12 protein-coding genes are annotated in these 14,970 nt (G+C 72.2%); 5 read left to right on the top strand and 7 right to left on the bottom strand.

The window, feature by feature from the left end:
• Positions 1-26: 26 nt before the first annotated feature.
• Positions 27-539, bottom strand: a complete 513-nt coding sequence (locus tag ACIF8T_RS33180) for a hypothetical protein (RefSeq protein ID WP_400040232.1) — start codon at positions 537-539, stop codon at positions 27-29.
• Complete coding sequence (locus ACIF8T_RS33175) at positions 536-2,245, bottom strand: PHP domain-containing protein (RefSeq protein ID WP_400040231.1); 1,710 nt, start codon at positions 2,243-2,245, stop codon at positions 536-538. The genes ACIF8T_RS33180 and ACIF8T_RS33175 overlap by 4 nt, the downstream gene beginning before the upstream one ends.
• 240 nt (positions 2,246-2,485) lie before the next feature.
• On the opposite strand from ACIF8T_RS33175, the gene ACIF8T_RS33170 reads away from it, so the two are divergent.
• Together ACIF8T_RS33170 and ACIF8T_RS33165 are read left to right on the top strand one after the other, a co-directional pair.
• Positions 2,486-3,823 carry a jacalin-like lectin gene (locus ACIF8T_RS33170; RefSeq protein ID WP_400040229.1) on the top strand — a complete coding sequence of 446 codons (1,338 nt, stop codon included), beginning with the start codon at positions 2,486-2,488 and terminating at the stop codon, positions 3,821-3,823.
• A 786-nt stretch (positions 3,824-4,609) separates the two neighbouring features.
• The gene (locus ACIF8T_RS33165; protein ID WP_400040227.1) at positions 4,610-5,998 is read left to right on the top strand and encodes a cellulase family glycosylhydrolase; all 1,389 of its coding nucleotides are present in this window, start codon (positions 4,610-4,612) and stop codon (positions 5,996-5,998) included.
• Positions 5,999-6,542: 544 nt separating this feature from the next.
• Here ACIF8T_RS33165 and ACIF8T_RS33160 read toward each other — a convergent pair.
• From ACIF8T_RS33160 to ACIF8T_RS33145, 4 genes are all read right to left on the bottom strand, one after another.
• Positions 6,543-7,235 (bottom strand): response regulator, encoded by a 693-nt coding sequence (locus tag ACIF8T_RS33160; RefSeq protein ID WP_400040225.1) that lies wholly within the window; start codon positions 7,233-7,235, stop codon positions 6,543-6,545.
• A 4-nt stretch (positions 7,236-7,239) separates the two neighbouring features.
• The gene (locus ACIF8T_RS33155; RefSeq protein ID WP_400040328.1) at positions 7,240-8,469 is read right to left on the bottom strand and encodes a sensor histidine kinase; all 1,230 of its coding nucleotides are present in this window, start codon (positions 8,467-8,469) and stop codon (positions 7,240-7,242) included.
• Positions 8,470-8,487: 18 nt separating this feature from the next.
• Complete coding sequence (locus tag ACIF8T_RS33150) at positions 8,488-9,387, bottom strand: lysostaphin resistance A-like protein (protein ID WP_400040223.1); 900 nt, start codon at positions 9,385-9,387, stop codon at positions 8,488-8,490.
• A 534-nt stretch (positions 9,388-9,921) separates the two neighbouring features.
• On the bottom strand, positions 9,922-10,815 hold the full coding sequence (locus ACIF8T_RS33145; protein ID WP_400040221.1) for a ScbA/BarX family gamma-butyrolactone biosynthesis protein: 894 nt from the start codon (positions 10,813-10,815) through the stop codon (positions 9,922-9,924).
• 158 nt (positions 10,816-10,973) lie between these two features.
• Here ACIF8T_RS33145 and ACIF8T_RS33140 point away from each other — a divergent pair, with 158 nt between their 5' ends.
• Both ACIF8T_RS33140 and ACIF8T_RS33135 read left to right on the top strand, forming a co-directional pair.
• On the top strand, positions 10,974-11,600 hold the full coding sequence (locus tag ACIF8T_RS33140; RefSeq protein ID WP_400040220.1) for a ScbR family autoregulator-binding transcription factor: 627 nt from the start codon (positions 10,974-10,976) through the stop codon (positions 11,598-11,600).
• Positions 11,597-12,634, top strand: a complete 1,038-nt coding sequence (locus ACIF8T_RS33135) for an NAD-dependent epimerase/dehydratase family protein (RefSeq protein WP_400040218.1) — start codon at positions 11,597-11,599, stop codon at positions 12,632-12,634. The genes ACIF8T_RS33140 and ACIF8T_RS33135 overlap by 4 nt, the downstream gene beginning before the upstream one ends.
• Here ACIF8T_RS33135 and ACIF8T_RS33130 read toward each other — a convergent pair.
• Positions 12,568-13,761: an IS701 family transposase gene (locus tag ACIF8T_RS33130; protein ID WP_400040216.1), complete on the bottom strand. Its 1,194-nt coding sequence runs from the start codon at positions 13,759-13,761 to the stop codon at positions 12,568-12,570. The two genes, ACIF8T_RS33135 and ACIF8T_RS33130, sit on opposite strands and share 67 nt — an antisense overlap.
• A gap of 319 nt (positions 13,762-14,080) precedes the next feature.
• Here ACIF8T_RS33130 and ACIF8T_RS33125 point away from each other — a divergent pair, with 319 nt between their 5' ends.
• On the top strand, positions 14,081-14,752 hold the full coding sequence (locus tag ACIF8T_RS33125; protein ID WP_400040214.1) for a TetR family transcriptional regulator: 672 nt from the start codon (positions 14,081-14,083) through the stop codon (positions 14,750-14,752).
• The last annotated feature ends 218 nt before the right edge of the window (positions 14,753-14,970 follow it).

The raw sequence follows: 14,970 nt of genomic DNA, 5'->3' as shown, positions 1-14,970 counted from the left end.
GGGCGTACCGGCGGGCCGCCACGGCCTCAGTGGTCCGCGCAGCACGGTGTGGGCTCGGGGACCTCGAAGGGCACGAGGGTGCCGCCGGCGGCCGGCATCGCGGCCAGCAGCAGACGGCCGTCGTGCCACTGCGGGCGGACGTGGTCCCGGGTGTGCAGCCGGGTGTCCGGGGCGGGGGGCTCCGGGGCGCCGAGGACCGTGACGCCGTCGATCGCGGACCGGGCGAGCAGGTCCGCGACCGTCAGCGTGCCGGTGAGCGCGGACACTCCCGGGTAGAGCACCGCGCGTCCCGGCCCGTCCGGCACGCCGGGCGCCACCTCGTACCCCTGGGCCTCGAGCCGCTCCCGGGCGGTGCGCAGGAGCGGCTCCGAGGCCAGGGCGAGGGAGACCGCGACCCGCGGGCGCCCGCCGTGCACCAGGTGCGTGCAGCCGAACGCGTCCTCGGGCAGGGCGAGTCCGGCCGCCAGCGCGTGCAGCAGGTGGTCGGCGGCGCGCAGGTCCCGGACCCCCGCGTCCACGGTGAGGGCGTACGGCGTCACGAGGGCAGGATCCACACCGGGTTGGAGTAGAACCACAGGTCGCGCCACGGGTCGGCGTCCCCGACGACGTCCAGCGCCGGGCCGGCCGGGTCGACCGCCGCGCCCATCGCGCCGACGGCGGTGCGGTTGCCGTCGGTGCCGCGCAGCCGGACGTAGACGGGGCGGTCGACGCGGCCGAGGTCGTAGGTGAGACGGACCGTGCCGGTGGACTTGGTCACCTCGTACGACTTCACGACCCTGGCGGTCGGCGCGGTGAAGGTGTCCCTGTCCTCGGCCTCGCCCGTGACGTCGCCCTGGACGACGTCCACGCGGGCCAGCTTCGGGACGAACCCGGCCCAGTTGGGGCCGCCGGCCAGGGCCACGTCGGCGGTCAGCGTGACGTGCGTGCCCTTCTTGACGTGCAGCGCGCCGCCGAGGGTGGCCCAGCGGCCGCCGCCCGCCGCCCGGACGTCGAGGCCGCTGATGAGCTGCCCGTGGTCGACCCAGATGCGGCCGGCGCGGATGCCGTCCATGACGGCGGCGTAGGAGAAGCCGTCGGCGCCGACGTGGGTGCGGCTGTACTGACCGGGCCAGTAGTCGCCCTGGGTGATGTCGATCTTCCCGCCGTAGACGGGGTCCTCGTAACGGCCGTTGGCGTTGAAGTCGCCGCCGGGGCCGCGCACGGCGGTGTCGGCGTAGACCTGGTGGGAGTCGGAGTTGGCGGTGATCCACCAGGGCTTGCCCTCGGCGAGGAGGCTGTCCCACAGGCCGCCGACGGTGGCGGTCATCCAGTCGAAGCCGCCCCAGGTGCGGTAGGACTCCAGCGGGTAGCCCGGGAAGGAGTTGGCGCTCGGGTTGTTGTCGTAGATGCCGCGCGCCCGGCCCATCCCGAGCGGCGCGGGCAGGCCGGCCGCCTGGTGGCCGGGGGCGCCCTCGAAGCCGACGGCGATCTGCCGGCTCGCGGGCGTGGCGTCGCGCCAGGCGCGGATCTCGTGCGGGGAGTCGACGCCGCGCCGCGCCGGGTGGTTGGCGAGCATCAGCGCGTCCTTGACCTTGCGCCGCTTCACCTGGTCGTGCAGGAAGGCCAGGCCGGCGACGGCGAGCGCCTCGTTGGCGGGCGTGGAGTCGGAGGCGCCCTTGACGCTGCCGTCGTAGTCGGTCTCGAACTGCTTGAGGACGGCGACCTCGTTCTTGCCGGGGTGCACGAAGACGGTGCCGTGCTCGGCGGCCGGGATGTTCCACTCCAGGCCCTGGAAGACGAGGGTGTCCTCGTACGCGGCGCGGGCCTCGCGGATGTCCGGGTTGACCTTCTCCACGCCGATCTTCGCGTGGGTGGCGCTGCCGTGGTCGGTGATGACGAGCCAGTCCATGCCGTGCTTGGCGCCCTGGCGGACCTGGTCGACGACGCGGTACTTGCCGTCGCTGCTGTACTGGGTGTGGATGTGGTGGTCGCCGGCGAGCCACAGGAAGCCGCCGCGGCGACCGCCCGCGGCGGCGGGCGCGGCCGCGGCGGGCGCCGCCTGGCCGAGGACGCTGCCGGCGGCCAGGCCCGCGCCGAGCAGGCCGGCACGGCGCAGCAGCGAGCGGCGCGAGCGCTGGTCGGGGGTCAGCGCCTCGTCGGGCACGGAGGTGTCGAAGGCGGCGGGCAGGGCGTGCGCCGGGCCGTGGTCGTGATCGTGGTCGTGTCCGTGGTGGTGGTGCCCGCCGTGCGGGTGGCCGTGTCCCATGTAGCGCCTCCTGGTTGCCGCTGCCTTCGTGCGGCTGCCGTCCGCGGCGCGAACGCGCCGCGTGGGGAGGATCTTGGCGAAACATGAACGTTGAACGACCTTGGGGTGAGCGCGGGATGCCGTGGACACGGCGGCTCGTCCCGCCCCTCGCCGTTTCCCCCGGCGCCCTCGTCCGTCACCGTGGTGGACACGGAACCTGAGCACCGTTCAAGCCCCCGTCCCCCCGGCGTCGGAGACACCATGAGACGACTCACCGGCACCCTCGCGGCCGCCGCGCCGGCCCTCACCGGACTCGCGGGCACGGGCACCCCCCGGGCGGCCGCCGCGACCGCACCGGCTTCCGCGGACTCCGGGTCCTTCACCGTCCTGACGTACAACATCGCGGGCCTCCCGCTCGGCCTCGGCGACAGCGACCCGGAGACCAACACCCCGCTGATCGGACAGCGGCTCGGCCCGTACGACATCGTCGACGTGCAGGAGGACTTCAATCACCACACCGCCCTGTACGCCGCCGACGCCCACCCGTACCGCACGCCGACCAGCGGGGGCGCCGGGCTCGGCGACGGCCTCAACACCCTGTCGGACCTGCCCTTCGAGGACTTCGAACGGCTCGACTGGGCCGACTGCGCGGGCACGGACCGCCTGACCCCGAAGGGCTTCACGCTCGCCCGGGTCCGCCTCGCCGAGGGCGCCTACGTGGACCTGTACAACGTGCACGCCAACGCCGACGTGACCGAGGCCGCGCTCGCCGCCCGCCGCGCCGGCCTCGCGCAGCTCTCCGCGTTCGTCCGGGCCGACTCCGCGGGCAACGCGGTGATCGTCATGGGCGACACCAACACCCGCTGCACCCGCACGGGCGACACCATCCGCGAACTGGCCGCCGGGAACGGGCTGACGGACGCCCGGGTCGAACTGGTCCGGGGCGGGGCACCGCCGGCCCGGGGCGGCGACGCCCTGGTGTGCGACGCGCAGGCCCCGGCGGACGACTGCGAGGTCGTCGACAAGGTCCTGTACCGGGGCAGCGCGCTGGTGGAGCTGCGGGCCACCCGCTACGACAACGCGTGGGAGTCCTTCCTGCGCTCCGACGGCACGCACCTGTCCGACCACTTCCCGCACACGACCGGCTTCTCCTACGCCCTCGCCCCCGCGCTGCGGGCGAGCGACTTCTTCGGCGGCCCGCACGGCACGGCGTTCAACGACGCCGACGACCTGCCGGCCTCCCCCGCCCCCCGGACGCTGGCCCTGCGCGGCGGCGCCCGGCTGGACGGCGTGTCGCTGACCCATGCCGACGGCACGGTCCTGGCGCACGGCGGCACGGGCGGCACGCCGGCCTCGCTGACGCTCGCGGCGGGCGAGCACCTGACCTCGGTGACCCTGACGAAGGGCCGGAAGGACGGCCGCACCCGGCTCTTCTCGGCGGCCTTCACCACCGACCGCGGCCGCACCCTCACCGCCGGCACCCCGACCCGGGACACCAGGACCTTCACCGCCTCCTCCGGCCGGCAGATCGTCGGCTTCACCGGCCGCGCGGGCGCCGGACTCGACAAGCTGGGGGTGCTGTACGCACCGATCGGCTGAGCCCCGGGCCCGGCAGCGGGCGCGCCGGACACGCCGTTCCGCGGATCCGGCGCGAGGGGCGGGCGTGCCGTGGCGCCTCGGGCGCCCTGCGGCGCCTCGCCGGACGGCTTGCCCGAGGGGCGGCGGGCCGTCCGACGCCGGAAGGGATCGACCACGGGAAGAGCCGCGCGACTCGCCCTCCCAGGTGGAGATCTGCGTCGCGTTTTTCGCCGACGTCCTCGAACTGGACGAGCAGGGCGAACCGGTCGACGAGAAGCACGCGGAGCGCCGGACTGCGGCCTGGCTCTACCGGTACCGCACCGGGAAGTTGCCCCCAGGGGAGCCGGACATCGGGCCCTGGGAGTGCCGACTTCATCGACCGCCGCCGTGCGACGCCGGCCGTCCGAGAGGGGAAGACGGTGACCAGATCCGCGCGGGCGAGGGCCTGGAGGTGCCTGGCGGTCCGCGGCTGCCGCAGTCCGGCGCGCTCCGCCGGTTCTCCCACCGAGCGGGGCCGCTCGGCGATGCGCCACCGCGCGGCGTGTCCCGGCGCTGATGCGATCCGTTCCGTGCCGCGGAGCACTCTCCGTCCGGAACATTCACGCCAGGGAACACTCGGCCGCCGACCGATCTTGGGGACCGCGTGCGGTGAACCGGTCCGGCGGCGCGGGCGGCGGTCACGTGCCCCGCCGCGGCGTTTCCCGGTCGCATGCCTGTACGGACGTCCTCGCGTCGGTGTACGGTCTCGGGCCGATGGGTTTTGGGAGCGCTCCCATTCCGATTCCGCTTCGCACGAGGAGGAACCCCGTGAAACGCACTCTCGCATTACTGGCGACCTGCGCGACGGCCCTGGGGCTGACGACGCTGGCCACTCCGCGGGCGGAGGCCGCCACCGGCTGCAAGGTCGAGTACACCGTCACCAGCCAGTGGACGGGCGGCTTCCAGGCCGGGGTGAAGGTCACCAACCTGGGCGACCCCGTCACCGGCTGGACGCTCAAGTTCACCCTGCCCGACGCGGGGCAGAAGGTCGTCCAGGGCTGGAACGCCACCTGGTCGCAGTCGGGTTCGGCCGTCACCGCCGCCAACGTGGACTGGAACCGCACCCTGGCCACCGGCGCGGCCACCGACCTGGGCTTCACGGGCACCTTCACGGGCGCCAACCCCAAGCCCACGGCCTTCACCCTCAACGGCGTCGCCTGCACGGGCTCGGTCGGCGGCGAGGAGCCCCCGCCCGACCCGGATCCCGACCCGAACCCGGGCACCCCCGTCGGCATCAACGGGCAGCTCCACGTCTGCGGTGTGAACCTGTGCAACCAGTACAACCGCCCCATCCAGCTGCGCGGCATGAGCACGCACGGCATCCAGTGGTTCGGCAAGTGCTACAACACCGCGTCCCTGGACGCGCTGGCGAAGGACTGGAAGTCCGACCTGTTCCGCATCGCCATGTACGTGCAGGAGCAGGGCTATGAGACCGACCCGGCCGGCTTCACCAGCCGCGTCAACAGCCTCGTCGACATGGCCGAGGCCCGCGGCATGTACGCGCTGATCGACTTCCACACCCTGACGCCGGGCGACCCGAACTACAACCTCGACCGCGCCAAGACGTTCTTCGCCTCCGTCGCCGCCCGCAACGCCGCCAAGAAGAACGTGATCTACGAGATCGCCAACGAGCCCAACGGCGTGAGCTGGACGGCCATCAAGAACTACGCCGAGCAGGTCATCCCGGTGATCCGGGCCGCCGACCCGGACGCCGTCATCATCGTCGGCACCCGCGGCTGGTCCTCGCTGGGCGTCTCGGACGGCTCCGACGAGACCGAGGTCGTCAACAACCCGGTCAACGCCACCAACATCATGTACGCGTTCCACTTCTACGCCGCGAGCCACAAGGACAACTACCGCGCCACGGTGAGCCGGGCGGCCGCCAAGCTGCCGCTGTTCGTCACCGAGTTCGGCACGGTGAGCGCCACCGGCGGCGGAGCGATGGACCGGACGAGCAGCGTGGCCTGGCTCGACCTGCTCGACCAGCTGAAGATCAGCTACGCGAACTGGACGTACTCCGACGCCAACGAGAGCAGCGCGGCCTTCAAGCCGGGCACCTGCAACGGCACCGACTACAGCAGCAGCGGCGTGCTGACCGAGTCCGGGGCCCTGCTCAAGAGCCGGATCAGCACTCCCGACACCTTCCCGACCAGCTGACCGCCCGCTGACGTCAGCCGGCCGTCCACCGCTCGCACATGGGAGCGCTCCCGAAAGGGGGAGCGCTCCCGAACGGCATGAAGGGAAACCCGCTGACGCCCACCGCGCGGGGTGCGCCGCACTTGGAGCCGCTCCACCGGGAGATACGGTCCGCGCGACGAAGCGGCCCGGTTCCTCCGCGGCGCCGCGCGGCAGGCCGGCGACCGCCCGCCCCACTTCGGGCAGGCGCGCTGTTCGACGTCGCCGACGTCCGACCGGCCGGTCGGGGAAGGGTGCTGAGGGTCTGTCATGGGCCCGGGTTTTCGCACCGTGCAAGTCTCAGAAGGGGGTCATCCCTTCTTTTGCGTGAGAACGGGTTCTGAGAGCACATCCGGGTTCGGCAGGGATCCGGCGGCCAGCGATTGATTTTGCTCGCGCAAAGGGCCGTTCGTGCGAGGACCGCACGGGGCTCCGGTCAGCTCGGCCGCGCGGTCCGGCCACAAGAGCCCGACCCGTCGGCGTGCGTCGTACCCACCCCGTTGTCCGGCTCGACGAGCGCGCGGGTTCAGCCGGTGGAGGACACCAGTCCGACCCGGTAGGCGAGGACGACGGCCTGGACTCGGTCGCGCAGGCCGAGTTTGGCCAGGATCCTCGACACGTAGGTCTTGACCGTCTCGGGGGTGATGAAGAGCTCCGCGGCGATCTCCGCGTTCGACAGCCCCTCAGCGATCTGCCGGAGCACCTCCAGCTCGCGCGGGGTCAGTGCCCGTACCACGTCCTCCCTGGCCGGCCGGGAGGGATCGGCCGGGCGCAGGTGTTCGGCGAAGTGGCCGATGAGGTGGCGGGTGACGGCGGGGGCCAGCAGGGCCTCGCCCCTGGCGACCGTCCGAATGCCGTTGACCAGCTCCGCCGGGGGCGCGTCCTTGAGGAGGAAGCCGCTGGCCCCGGCACGCAGCGCGTCGTAGACGTAGGCGTCGACGTTGAAGGTGGTGACGACCAGCACCTTCGGCGGTGCCTCGGCGTCGGGACCGGCCAGTTGCCGGGTCGCCTGGATGCCGTCGAGCAGGGGCATCCGGATGTCCATCACCACCACGTCGGGACGCAGGCGCCCCGCGGCCCGGACCGCCTCGTGCCCGTTCTCGGCCTCTCCGACGACCTCCATGTCGGGCTGGGCGGAGAAGATGGTGACGTAGCCGGTGCGCACCAGTGCCTGGTCGTCGCAGACGAGCACACGGATCGGTGGCGGCGCATCGCTCACGGGGTCACTCCGGTGCGGGCTTGGACGGAATGGTGGCGTGGACCTCGAACCCGCCTTCGGGCCGGGGTCCGGCCTCCAGTTCACCATTGACCATCCGCGTCCGTGCACGCAGCCCCGCCAGTCCACGCCCGCCCGCGGGGTCCGGCTTCCGCACGGCAGGTGCGGCCGCCGGGGAGGCGGTGGGCCCGTCGGTGGTCACCTTGATCTCGATGCGCTCCTCGCCGTGCCGGACCAGGACCCGTGTCGGCTGCCCGGCGGCGTACTTCATCGCATTGGTGAGCGCCTCCTGCACCACCCGGTACGCGGTCAGCTCGACGTCCACGGACTGCGCTCGCCGCTCGCCCTGCTCGCTGAACTCGACCGGCTGCCCCGACCTGCGGGCCTGTTCGACCAGGTCCCCGAGCCGTCCCAGGGTGGGTGCCCGGCTCGCGCGCGCCGGGTCCGCGGAGGCTGACTCGCCGGTCGCCTCCAGCACGCCGAGCAGGTAGCGCAGCTCTGTCAGCGCCCGGCGGCCGGTGTCGCTGACGGCCGAGAGTCCCTCGCCGGCCCTGTCCGGTGCGGAGGTGAGCAGGAACTGTGCCGCGTCCGCCTGGACCACCATGGCCGTCACATGATGGGTGACCACGTCGTGCAGCTCGCTGGCGATCCGTGTCCGCTCTGCGGCCGCGGCCACTTCGGCGGCCAGCCGCCGCCGCTGCGCCTCTTCCGCCCGCCGCGTGCGCACGGTGCTCCCCACCAGCCAGAACGCGGCCAGAGTCAGGTAGAACGCGAGATAGTCCGCGATGCCCTGCGGTGAGCCGAAGCGGTCCAGGACGAGGGCCAGCACGGCATAGCCCGCACTCATCGCGCCCGCCAGACCACGGCGGAAGCGGACCTGGTGGGCCCCGGCCGAGTACAGGGCCAGATACAGCCCCAGACTCCCGGACGTCGTCGCGAAGCCCAGCGCCTGGTGCGCGGCGAACGCGGCCGCGACGGCAGCCAGACAGCCCGCGGGCCACCGCCGGCGGGCCGCCAGCGGCAGGGTCTGGGCCAGGATCAGCCCGACGCTCAGCGCGCTCGCCGGCCGCTCGGCCAGATCTCCGATCTGCGCTCCGATGTGGGACAGGGTGGGCACGAAGGCCAACAGGGCCAGCACCAGGGCGAGGACGCCGTCCTTGAGGAAGGCGTCCCGCTCCTCCCACCAGCCGAGCGGCGCCCGGAGCAGCGCACGGCTCCAGGGCGCCCGAGGGGACATCACCACGGTTTCCTCCGGTCAGCCGGCCTGAGTGTGTCGCGCGGATCGACGGGGCAGCAGACGGCCGCCGCGGCGGGCGAGGACGACCATCCGGACGGCGAGCAGCACACCGATGACGACGGGCACCAGCGCCGCCTCCAGACCGAAGCCACCGCCGGTCAGCACAGCGGAGCCATGCACGTCGACGGTGAACAGGCCCTCGGAGGCGTGCCCGGAGACCGGGATGCCGAGCAGCTGCTCGGTGGTGTTCCAGGCGAAGTGCAGACCCGCGACGAACCAGATGCTACGCCGCCACAGGAACGCGGCGCCGAGCATCACGCCCGCCTCCACAGCGATCGCCAGCGCACTCCACGCACTGGCTCCCGGAGCGCCCAGATGGGCGATGCCGAAGAACATCCCGGTGATCACGATGGCGGCCCGGCTGCCCCACAGCTGCTCCAGAGCCTGCAGCGCGAGACCGCGGAACAACACCTCCTCGGTGACTGCGGCGCCGATCTGCACCATGACCGCGGACCAGACGACCGCCATGAGGCCATGGCCCGCCCAGGAGAACGAGTAGCCCCCGAACGCCGTGATCAGCAAGGCGGACACCAGAACGAAGCCCAGGCCGATCGCGCCGCCCAGCAGCGCCTCCCGGCCGGCTCCCCGCCGGGTGATCTCCGGCGTCGAGCGTCGCGCGACACGCCGCATGACCAGCCAGTACACGGCCACCGCGGCCACCGCGCCCAGCACCGGAACCGGACCAGGACCCGTGGCGGTCAGGCCCGAGACCAGGCCGACGCCGACCAGGCCCGTCAGCATCCAGCCGAGCGGAGAGCGGACGATCCGGTCGAGACGACCGCCGCGGGCGTCATGACCGTCGGGGCCCGTGTCCGGGCCGGGGCCTCCGGTGTGCCGTGCGGTGGACGTCGTCCTCATCGTGGCCTCCCCTGTAGCGGTCGCACGGGCTGCGACCTGACGACCACGCTAGGAATCCGGCGCCGTCCGCGAATCACCCGCACAGGGACAACTCCTGTAGCTCTCACGGGGGATGCGCCCCGGAAGAGGATCAGGCAACCCGTACGAGAGCCGGACACCATGACCGCCGCGGCGGTGAGGTCGAGGGGGGAGTTCGTGTCGGGTTCGAACCGGCCGTAGGGGTGGACGCGGGTCCAGAACAGCGGGGACAGGGCCCGCCGGTCGGCGTCGGCGAGGCAGTCGCAGGTGAACGCCGTACGTACCGCCCGCCCGAGTCCCTCGATCGCCCGGTGGGCGGGGTGCTTGAAGGGCTCCGATGAACGCCCCGGGGTCCTGCGGCCGGCGGATCGCGTCGCAGTGCACATCGCGGTCGCCCTCGAAGTCCGGCGGCGGATCGTCCTCGGGGTTCCGCCACCGGTTCGCGCCCGGCACCCGCCGCGATCCCCGACCCGGCGCCGGGCAGCGGGGCTCGGACGCTCCGCCCCCCGGGGGGAATCAGTCGCCCGCCACCGAGGCGATGGACACGACCGCGGAGAAGACGTCCTTGTCCTGCTGCCGGCCGGTGACCAGCACCCTGCGGTTGCCGTTCAGGTCGTCCGGGAGGGAGGCCGACTCGATCCAGCAGGTGGTGTCGAACTCGGCGTAGCGTGCGAAGGTGACACTCATGCCCACCACCACGGCGGCCTCCGGGTGGACCATGGCCTGGGCCGCCTGGCGCGCGGCTTCGAGCAGCAGCATGCCGGGCGCGTGGTCCACGGGGTGGTCGAAGAGGATCGGGTGCGCCCGGTCGACGCGCAGCTGCCAGCGGGTGCTGGAGTCGGTGGGCGAGAGGACCACGTCCTCGAAACTGCTCCGCCCGACGCGCTCGGGCGGCGCGGGGGAGGGCAAGGGAACCGCGTGCAGGCCGGGGATGTCGGCGTAACGGCCCCGCAGACGTTCGTAGACGGTCCGGTCCTGGATCGTGAAGCTGGTGCGCGCGACGGCGAGGACCGTGCTGTCCCGCACCACCTCGAAGTGCAGCGCCAGGGCGGAGGCGCGTGCTTTGCGGCGCTTGACGTCCGTGCACGTGATGCGCAGGTCTATGCCGACCGTGCCGCCGTCACTGCGCAGGGCGTCCGCGTCGATCTCCCAGGCGAAGTCCTTCCAGAGCAGTTGGTGTCCGAGCGGTACTTCGTAGGCACCGTGGGACAGCAGCGGCAACGTCTGGCGCACCGTCTCGCACAGCAGCATCGGGTCGTGCATGCCGAGCCGGGTCTCGTAGAAGGCGTGCTGCCCGGGCCAGCCGGCCTCCACCGCGTAGGAGTCCGCCCCGCTGCGGCACCAGTTGCTCAGCAGCACCTCGGACGCGTCACGCTTGTGCGTGTACGACCGGGGAATGACAGTGAGCATTTCCGTCACAGGCGGATGAGCAAGCTGAAGCGACACGGCAGTCTCCCCCTTGGGCTGCTGGCGAATGCCAAAGCGATAACGAACGGACACTCGTGCGTGCCGCTCCGATAACATAGAGGTCGTTCTTTTTGTTTGTCGAGAGGTTGAGGCAGTCAGTGATGGCACAGCACAGGCAGGAACGTGCCGTTCGTACCCGAGAAGTACTGCTCAGGGCGGCGGCCGAGACCTTCGACACGGCCGGGTACTCCGGCGCGAGCGTCAACAAGATCCTGGAACGGGCCGGGCTGACGGCCGGGGCCATGTACTTCCACTTCAAGTCCAAGGAAGCCCTGGCCAGAGCCGTCATCCTGGAGCAGGCCGCCGATCTGGAGTTCCCCCGGAGCGAGCCGGGCCTGCAGCAACTGCTCGACATGACCGGGTACCTGGCGTCCGAGCTGCAGACCAACACGCTGCTGCGGGCCGGCGTCCGGCTGGCGGTGGAGCAGAACGAATCGGGTCTTCAGGAGTACTCGATATACGAGTTCTGGATCGACCGCTTCCGTGAAACCCTGGTCGAGGCGCGTACGAGGGGGCAGTTGCGCCCCTCCGTCGACGAAGCGGACTTCGCGCGCGTGATCGTCGGCGCCTTCACCGGTACGCAGATCATGTCCCAGATCGCCAGCGAGCGGACCAACCTGCCCGGACTGATCGCCGCCATGTGGCGCTGTCTGCTGCCCGCCCTGGCGCCGGACGAGGTCATCGCGCAGCTCGACATCCCCCACGACGAGTCGAAGGCGACCGCGTGAGACCGCCCCGCGTGGCGGTCACCGGAGCCACTGGCTTCGTCGGTTCGGTGGTGCTGCGCGGGCTCCTCGAAGCACGTGCCGACGGCCGTGTCGACGACGTGCGCGCTCTGGTGCGCACGCCTCCCGGGGGGCGGCTCCGGGACGGGGCGGGCCCGTCGTGGCGCCCCGCGGACCTGACCGATCCGTCCTCGCTGTCCGGAGCGCTGGACGACGTGGACGTCCTGGTGCACCTGGCGTCCCGGGTGTCCGGCGAGGCGCGTGCGTGCGAGGCCGTCAACGTCCTGGGGACCGCGACGCTCACCGAGGAGGCCCGCCGCAGCGGTGTCCGACGTGTCGTCCAGCTCTCGACGACCGCGGTGTACGGAGCCGGGCCGCACCGCGGGCTCACCGTGAACGAGATCGCGCCGGCGCCGGTCTCCGCGGCCAGCGCCACCCGGCTCGACAGCGAGCGGCACGTGCTGGCGACGGGCGGCACGGTGCTGCGGGCCGGTCTGATCGTGGGCCGGGGCGATCGCTGGGTCGTCCCGGCGCTGGCCGAACTGCTCGCGCGGGTTCCGGCCCTCTGGGACGGCGGACACGGCCTGCTGTCCCTCGTCGACGTCGAGGACCTCGCACGGCTGATCACCACGACGGCCCTCATGCCGGACGCGCCGCCCACGGGCATCCATCACGCCGTCCACCCCCACCCCGTACGCGTCCGCGACCTCCTGACCACGCTCGCCTCCCTGGGCGTACTGCCGAAAGTGACCGAGCCATGGCCCTGGGACGTCTGCGTACGCCGGTTGCGCGAGGTGCCGGGTCTGATGAGCGAGCGCCAGTTCGCCCTCCTCGCCCTCGACCACTGGTACCGCGGCGAGGAGATCTGGCGCCTGACCGGCTGCCCGGAGGGCCCCGGCCCTCTCGCCCGCCTCGCCTCCGCGTCCGCGTGGTACAGGTCGTTCCTCGCCGAACGCCCCCAGGGGGCCCCTCAGGCGGTGCGGGGCAGCGGGTCGGTGGCCGCGGACGCGGCAGGGGCGGCGGAGGCCGGGGAGTAGAGGCGGCTGTAGGAGTAGGCGGCGGAGACCAGGGTCATGTGGTGGTGCCAGCCGGGGTAGGAGCGGCCCTCGAAGTCGAGGAGGCCGCAGTCCTCCTCGAGGCGGCTCACGGTGGCGGCGGCCCCGGACGTCAGGTGGGCGAGCGCGGTGATGCGCCCGGCGTGCTCGTCGAGGAGGGTGGAGAGCCATGCGCGCGGGGGGCCCTGCCGGGCGGGGTCCCACTCGGCGAGGAGGCGGTAGGTCTGCCTGCTGCCGGGCAGCCGGACCCGGGTGGACAGCATCCTCACGTCACCGCGGCCCGGGGCGTGCACCGTGGCGTATGGCTGCCGGGTGCCGTGCTGGTGCAGGAATTCCTGGACGGACAGGGCGCCTTGGGCGTCCTCGGGGTCAGCAGGGGCGGCGCGAGGGCCGAGCGGGAGTATCCGCAGACCGGGCGGCACCGCCACGACGAAGCTCTGTCCGCGCCGGCTCAGGGCGTTGACCAGGAGGGCCGCGTCGGGGCACTCGCTCATGTCCACCACCGCCGGGACCGCGGTGAGCCCCGCGCGGGACGAGACCACGTCGAGCAGACCGAGGACGTGCTCCCAGTACGGGCGATGGCGGGCCGCGCCGGGAATCCTGGCCCGCTCCCGCAGGTCCGCGTCGTCGCTCCACCGTTCGGGAAGCATCAGGCGCCAGTCCACCGGCAGGTGCGCCTCCCCGGAGGAGAGGAACAGCCCGACTCCCATCTGGCAGTTGATGGTCCGGCCCAGCCGGGGCACGAAACGACGGTGCACCCCGCACGAGTGCGCGCCGCGCTTGGGCAGGAACGCCGTGGCGACCGTCAGGGCCCGGGGCGTGGTGCGTCCCTGTATGACCCGGGTCAGTTCCTCACGGGCCGGTTTCCAGTCCCAGGGGCTGGTGTTGATGAACTGCTGCAGGGACTGCGACGCCGTGGGCGACGCCGAGATCGCGGCGGCCAGGCGGCGTATGGACTTCTTGCCCGGAGTCGTGAGCAGCCCGCGCAGATAGCCCAGGGCCCAGCGTCTTTGGTCGGCTCGCGGCAGATGTCCGAAGAGTGTGTCGCTGAAGATGTCCAGCGAGGCCGTGTTCCACTGCGGCGACAGAACCAGGTGCTGCCCGGCCATGGTGCTCTCCCTCCACGTGCATGCCTGACGGAAAAACAATAGCGAACGTTCTCTTTGTTTTTGCGGAGGTGGGAGACCTCGGTGAGACTTCGGCAAGTCACCGAAGCTGTCGTGGACATTTCCGTAAAAACGGGCACAGACGCCGATGCGGCCTCCATATCCCGTACTTCTATCGGAAGTCGGCGTTGTGACGGAGCTCTCGCCAGCAGAAGCTGGACCACCGCAACCCGGCTCATCGCCTCGAGAGGAGACCAGCAATGACGCGATCGTGGACGTGCGCGGGACGATACGACCGCTCGGCCCGCAGAGGCTGTCCACGGTGAGACAGGGAAGAGCGGTCCGTACCCGGGAGTCCCTCATCCGGGCCGCCGCCGACGCCTTCGACACCGCGGGCTTCGAGGCCACGTCACTGGGACGCATCTGCGCGGAGGCCGGCACCTCCATGGGCGCGCTGACCTTCCACTTCCGCTCCAAGGCCGCACTCGCCGACGCGGTGCAGCAGCACGGCATCGCGCTCACCGGCGAAGTGGTGCAACGGATCTTCAGGACGCGTCAGCCCGCGCTGGAGACCATCATCGTCATCACCCTCGCCGTCGTCGATCTGCTCGAGGACAGTTCCGTGGTCCGGGCCGCCGCGCGGCTCAGCCGCGAGCGCGTCACGACCACCGTCCCCTGGTCCTCCTCGTGGCTTCCGGTGGTCGAGGATCTGGTGACCCGGGTGCCCGTGGAGACCCTGAGCCCCGGCACCCATCCGCGTGCGCTCCTCTCCCTGGTCTCGCATCTCGTGACCGGCGCCGAGGTGCTCGTCCACACCGGCGGCGAGGCCGCGGGGCCGGAACACATCCGCGCGGTCACCCGGGTCGCCGAGATCTGGGAGCTCACGCTGCGCGGTGTCTCCCCGACCGTGCGCCTGCCCCAGCAGCGGCGGGCCGGGGCCCGCACGCGGAGCGCTCCGGGACAGGCACAGGCGGTGGAGGGCGGTGCGGTTTAGGCGACTTGCCAAGATCGAGGGCGGACTTGGCCCGGGGCAGGGACGTGCCCTCCTCTCGCCCCTTAGTTTCGGCTGCGGCTTCCATCCGAGCGCGACGAGAGGAGCATCGTGTACATCAAGGAGGTCCGCCGGCTGGACCGGGTGATCATCAGGTTCGCGGGTGACTCGGGTGACGGGATGCAGCTCACCGGGGATCGTTTCACCGCGGAGACCGCGTC

The organism is Streptomyces sp. NPDC085946, assembly GCF_044540485.1.
Classification (GTDB): Bacteria; Actinomycetota; Actinomycetes; order Streptomycetales; family Streptomycetaceae; genus Streptomyces.
This window is presented reverse-complemented; position numbering and strand designations above follow the sequence as displayed.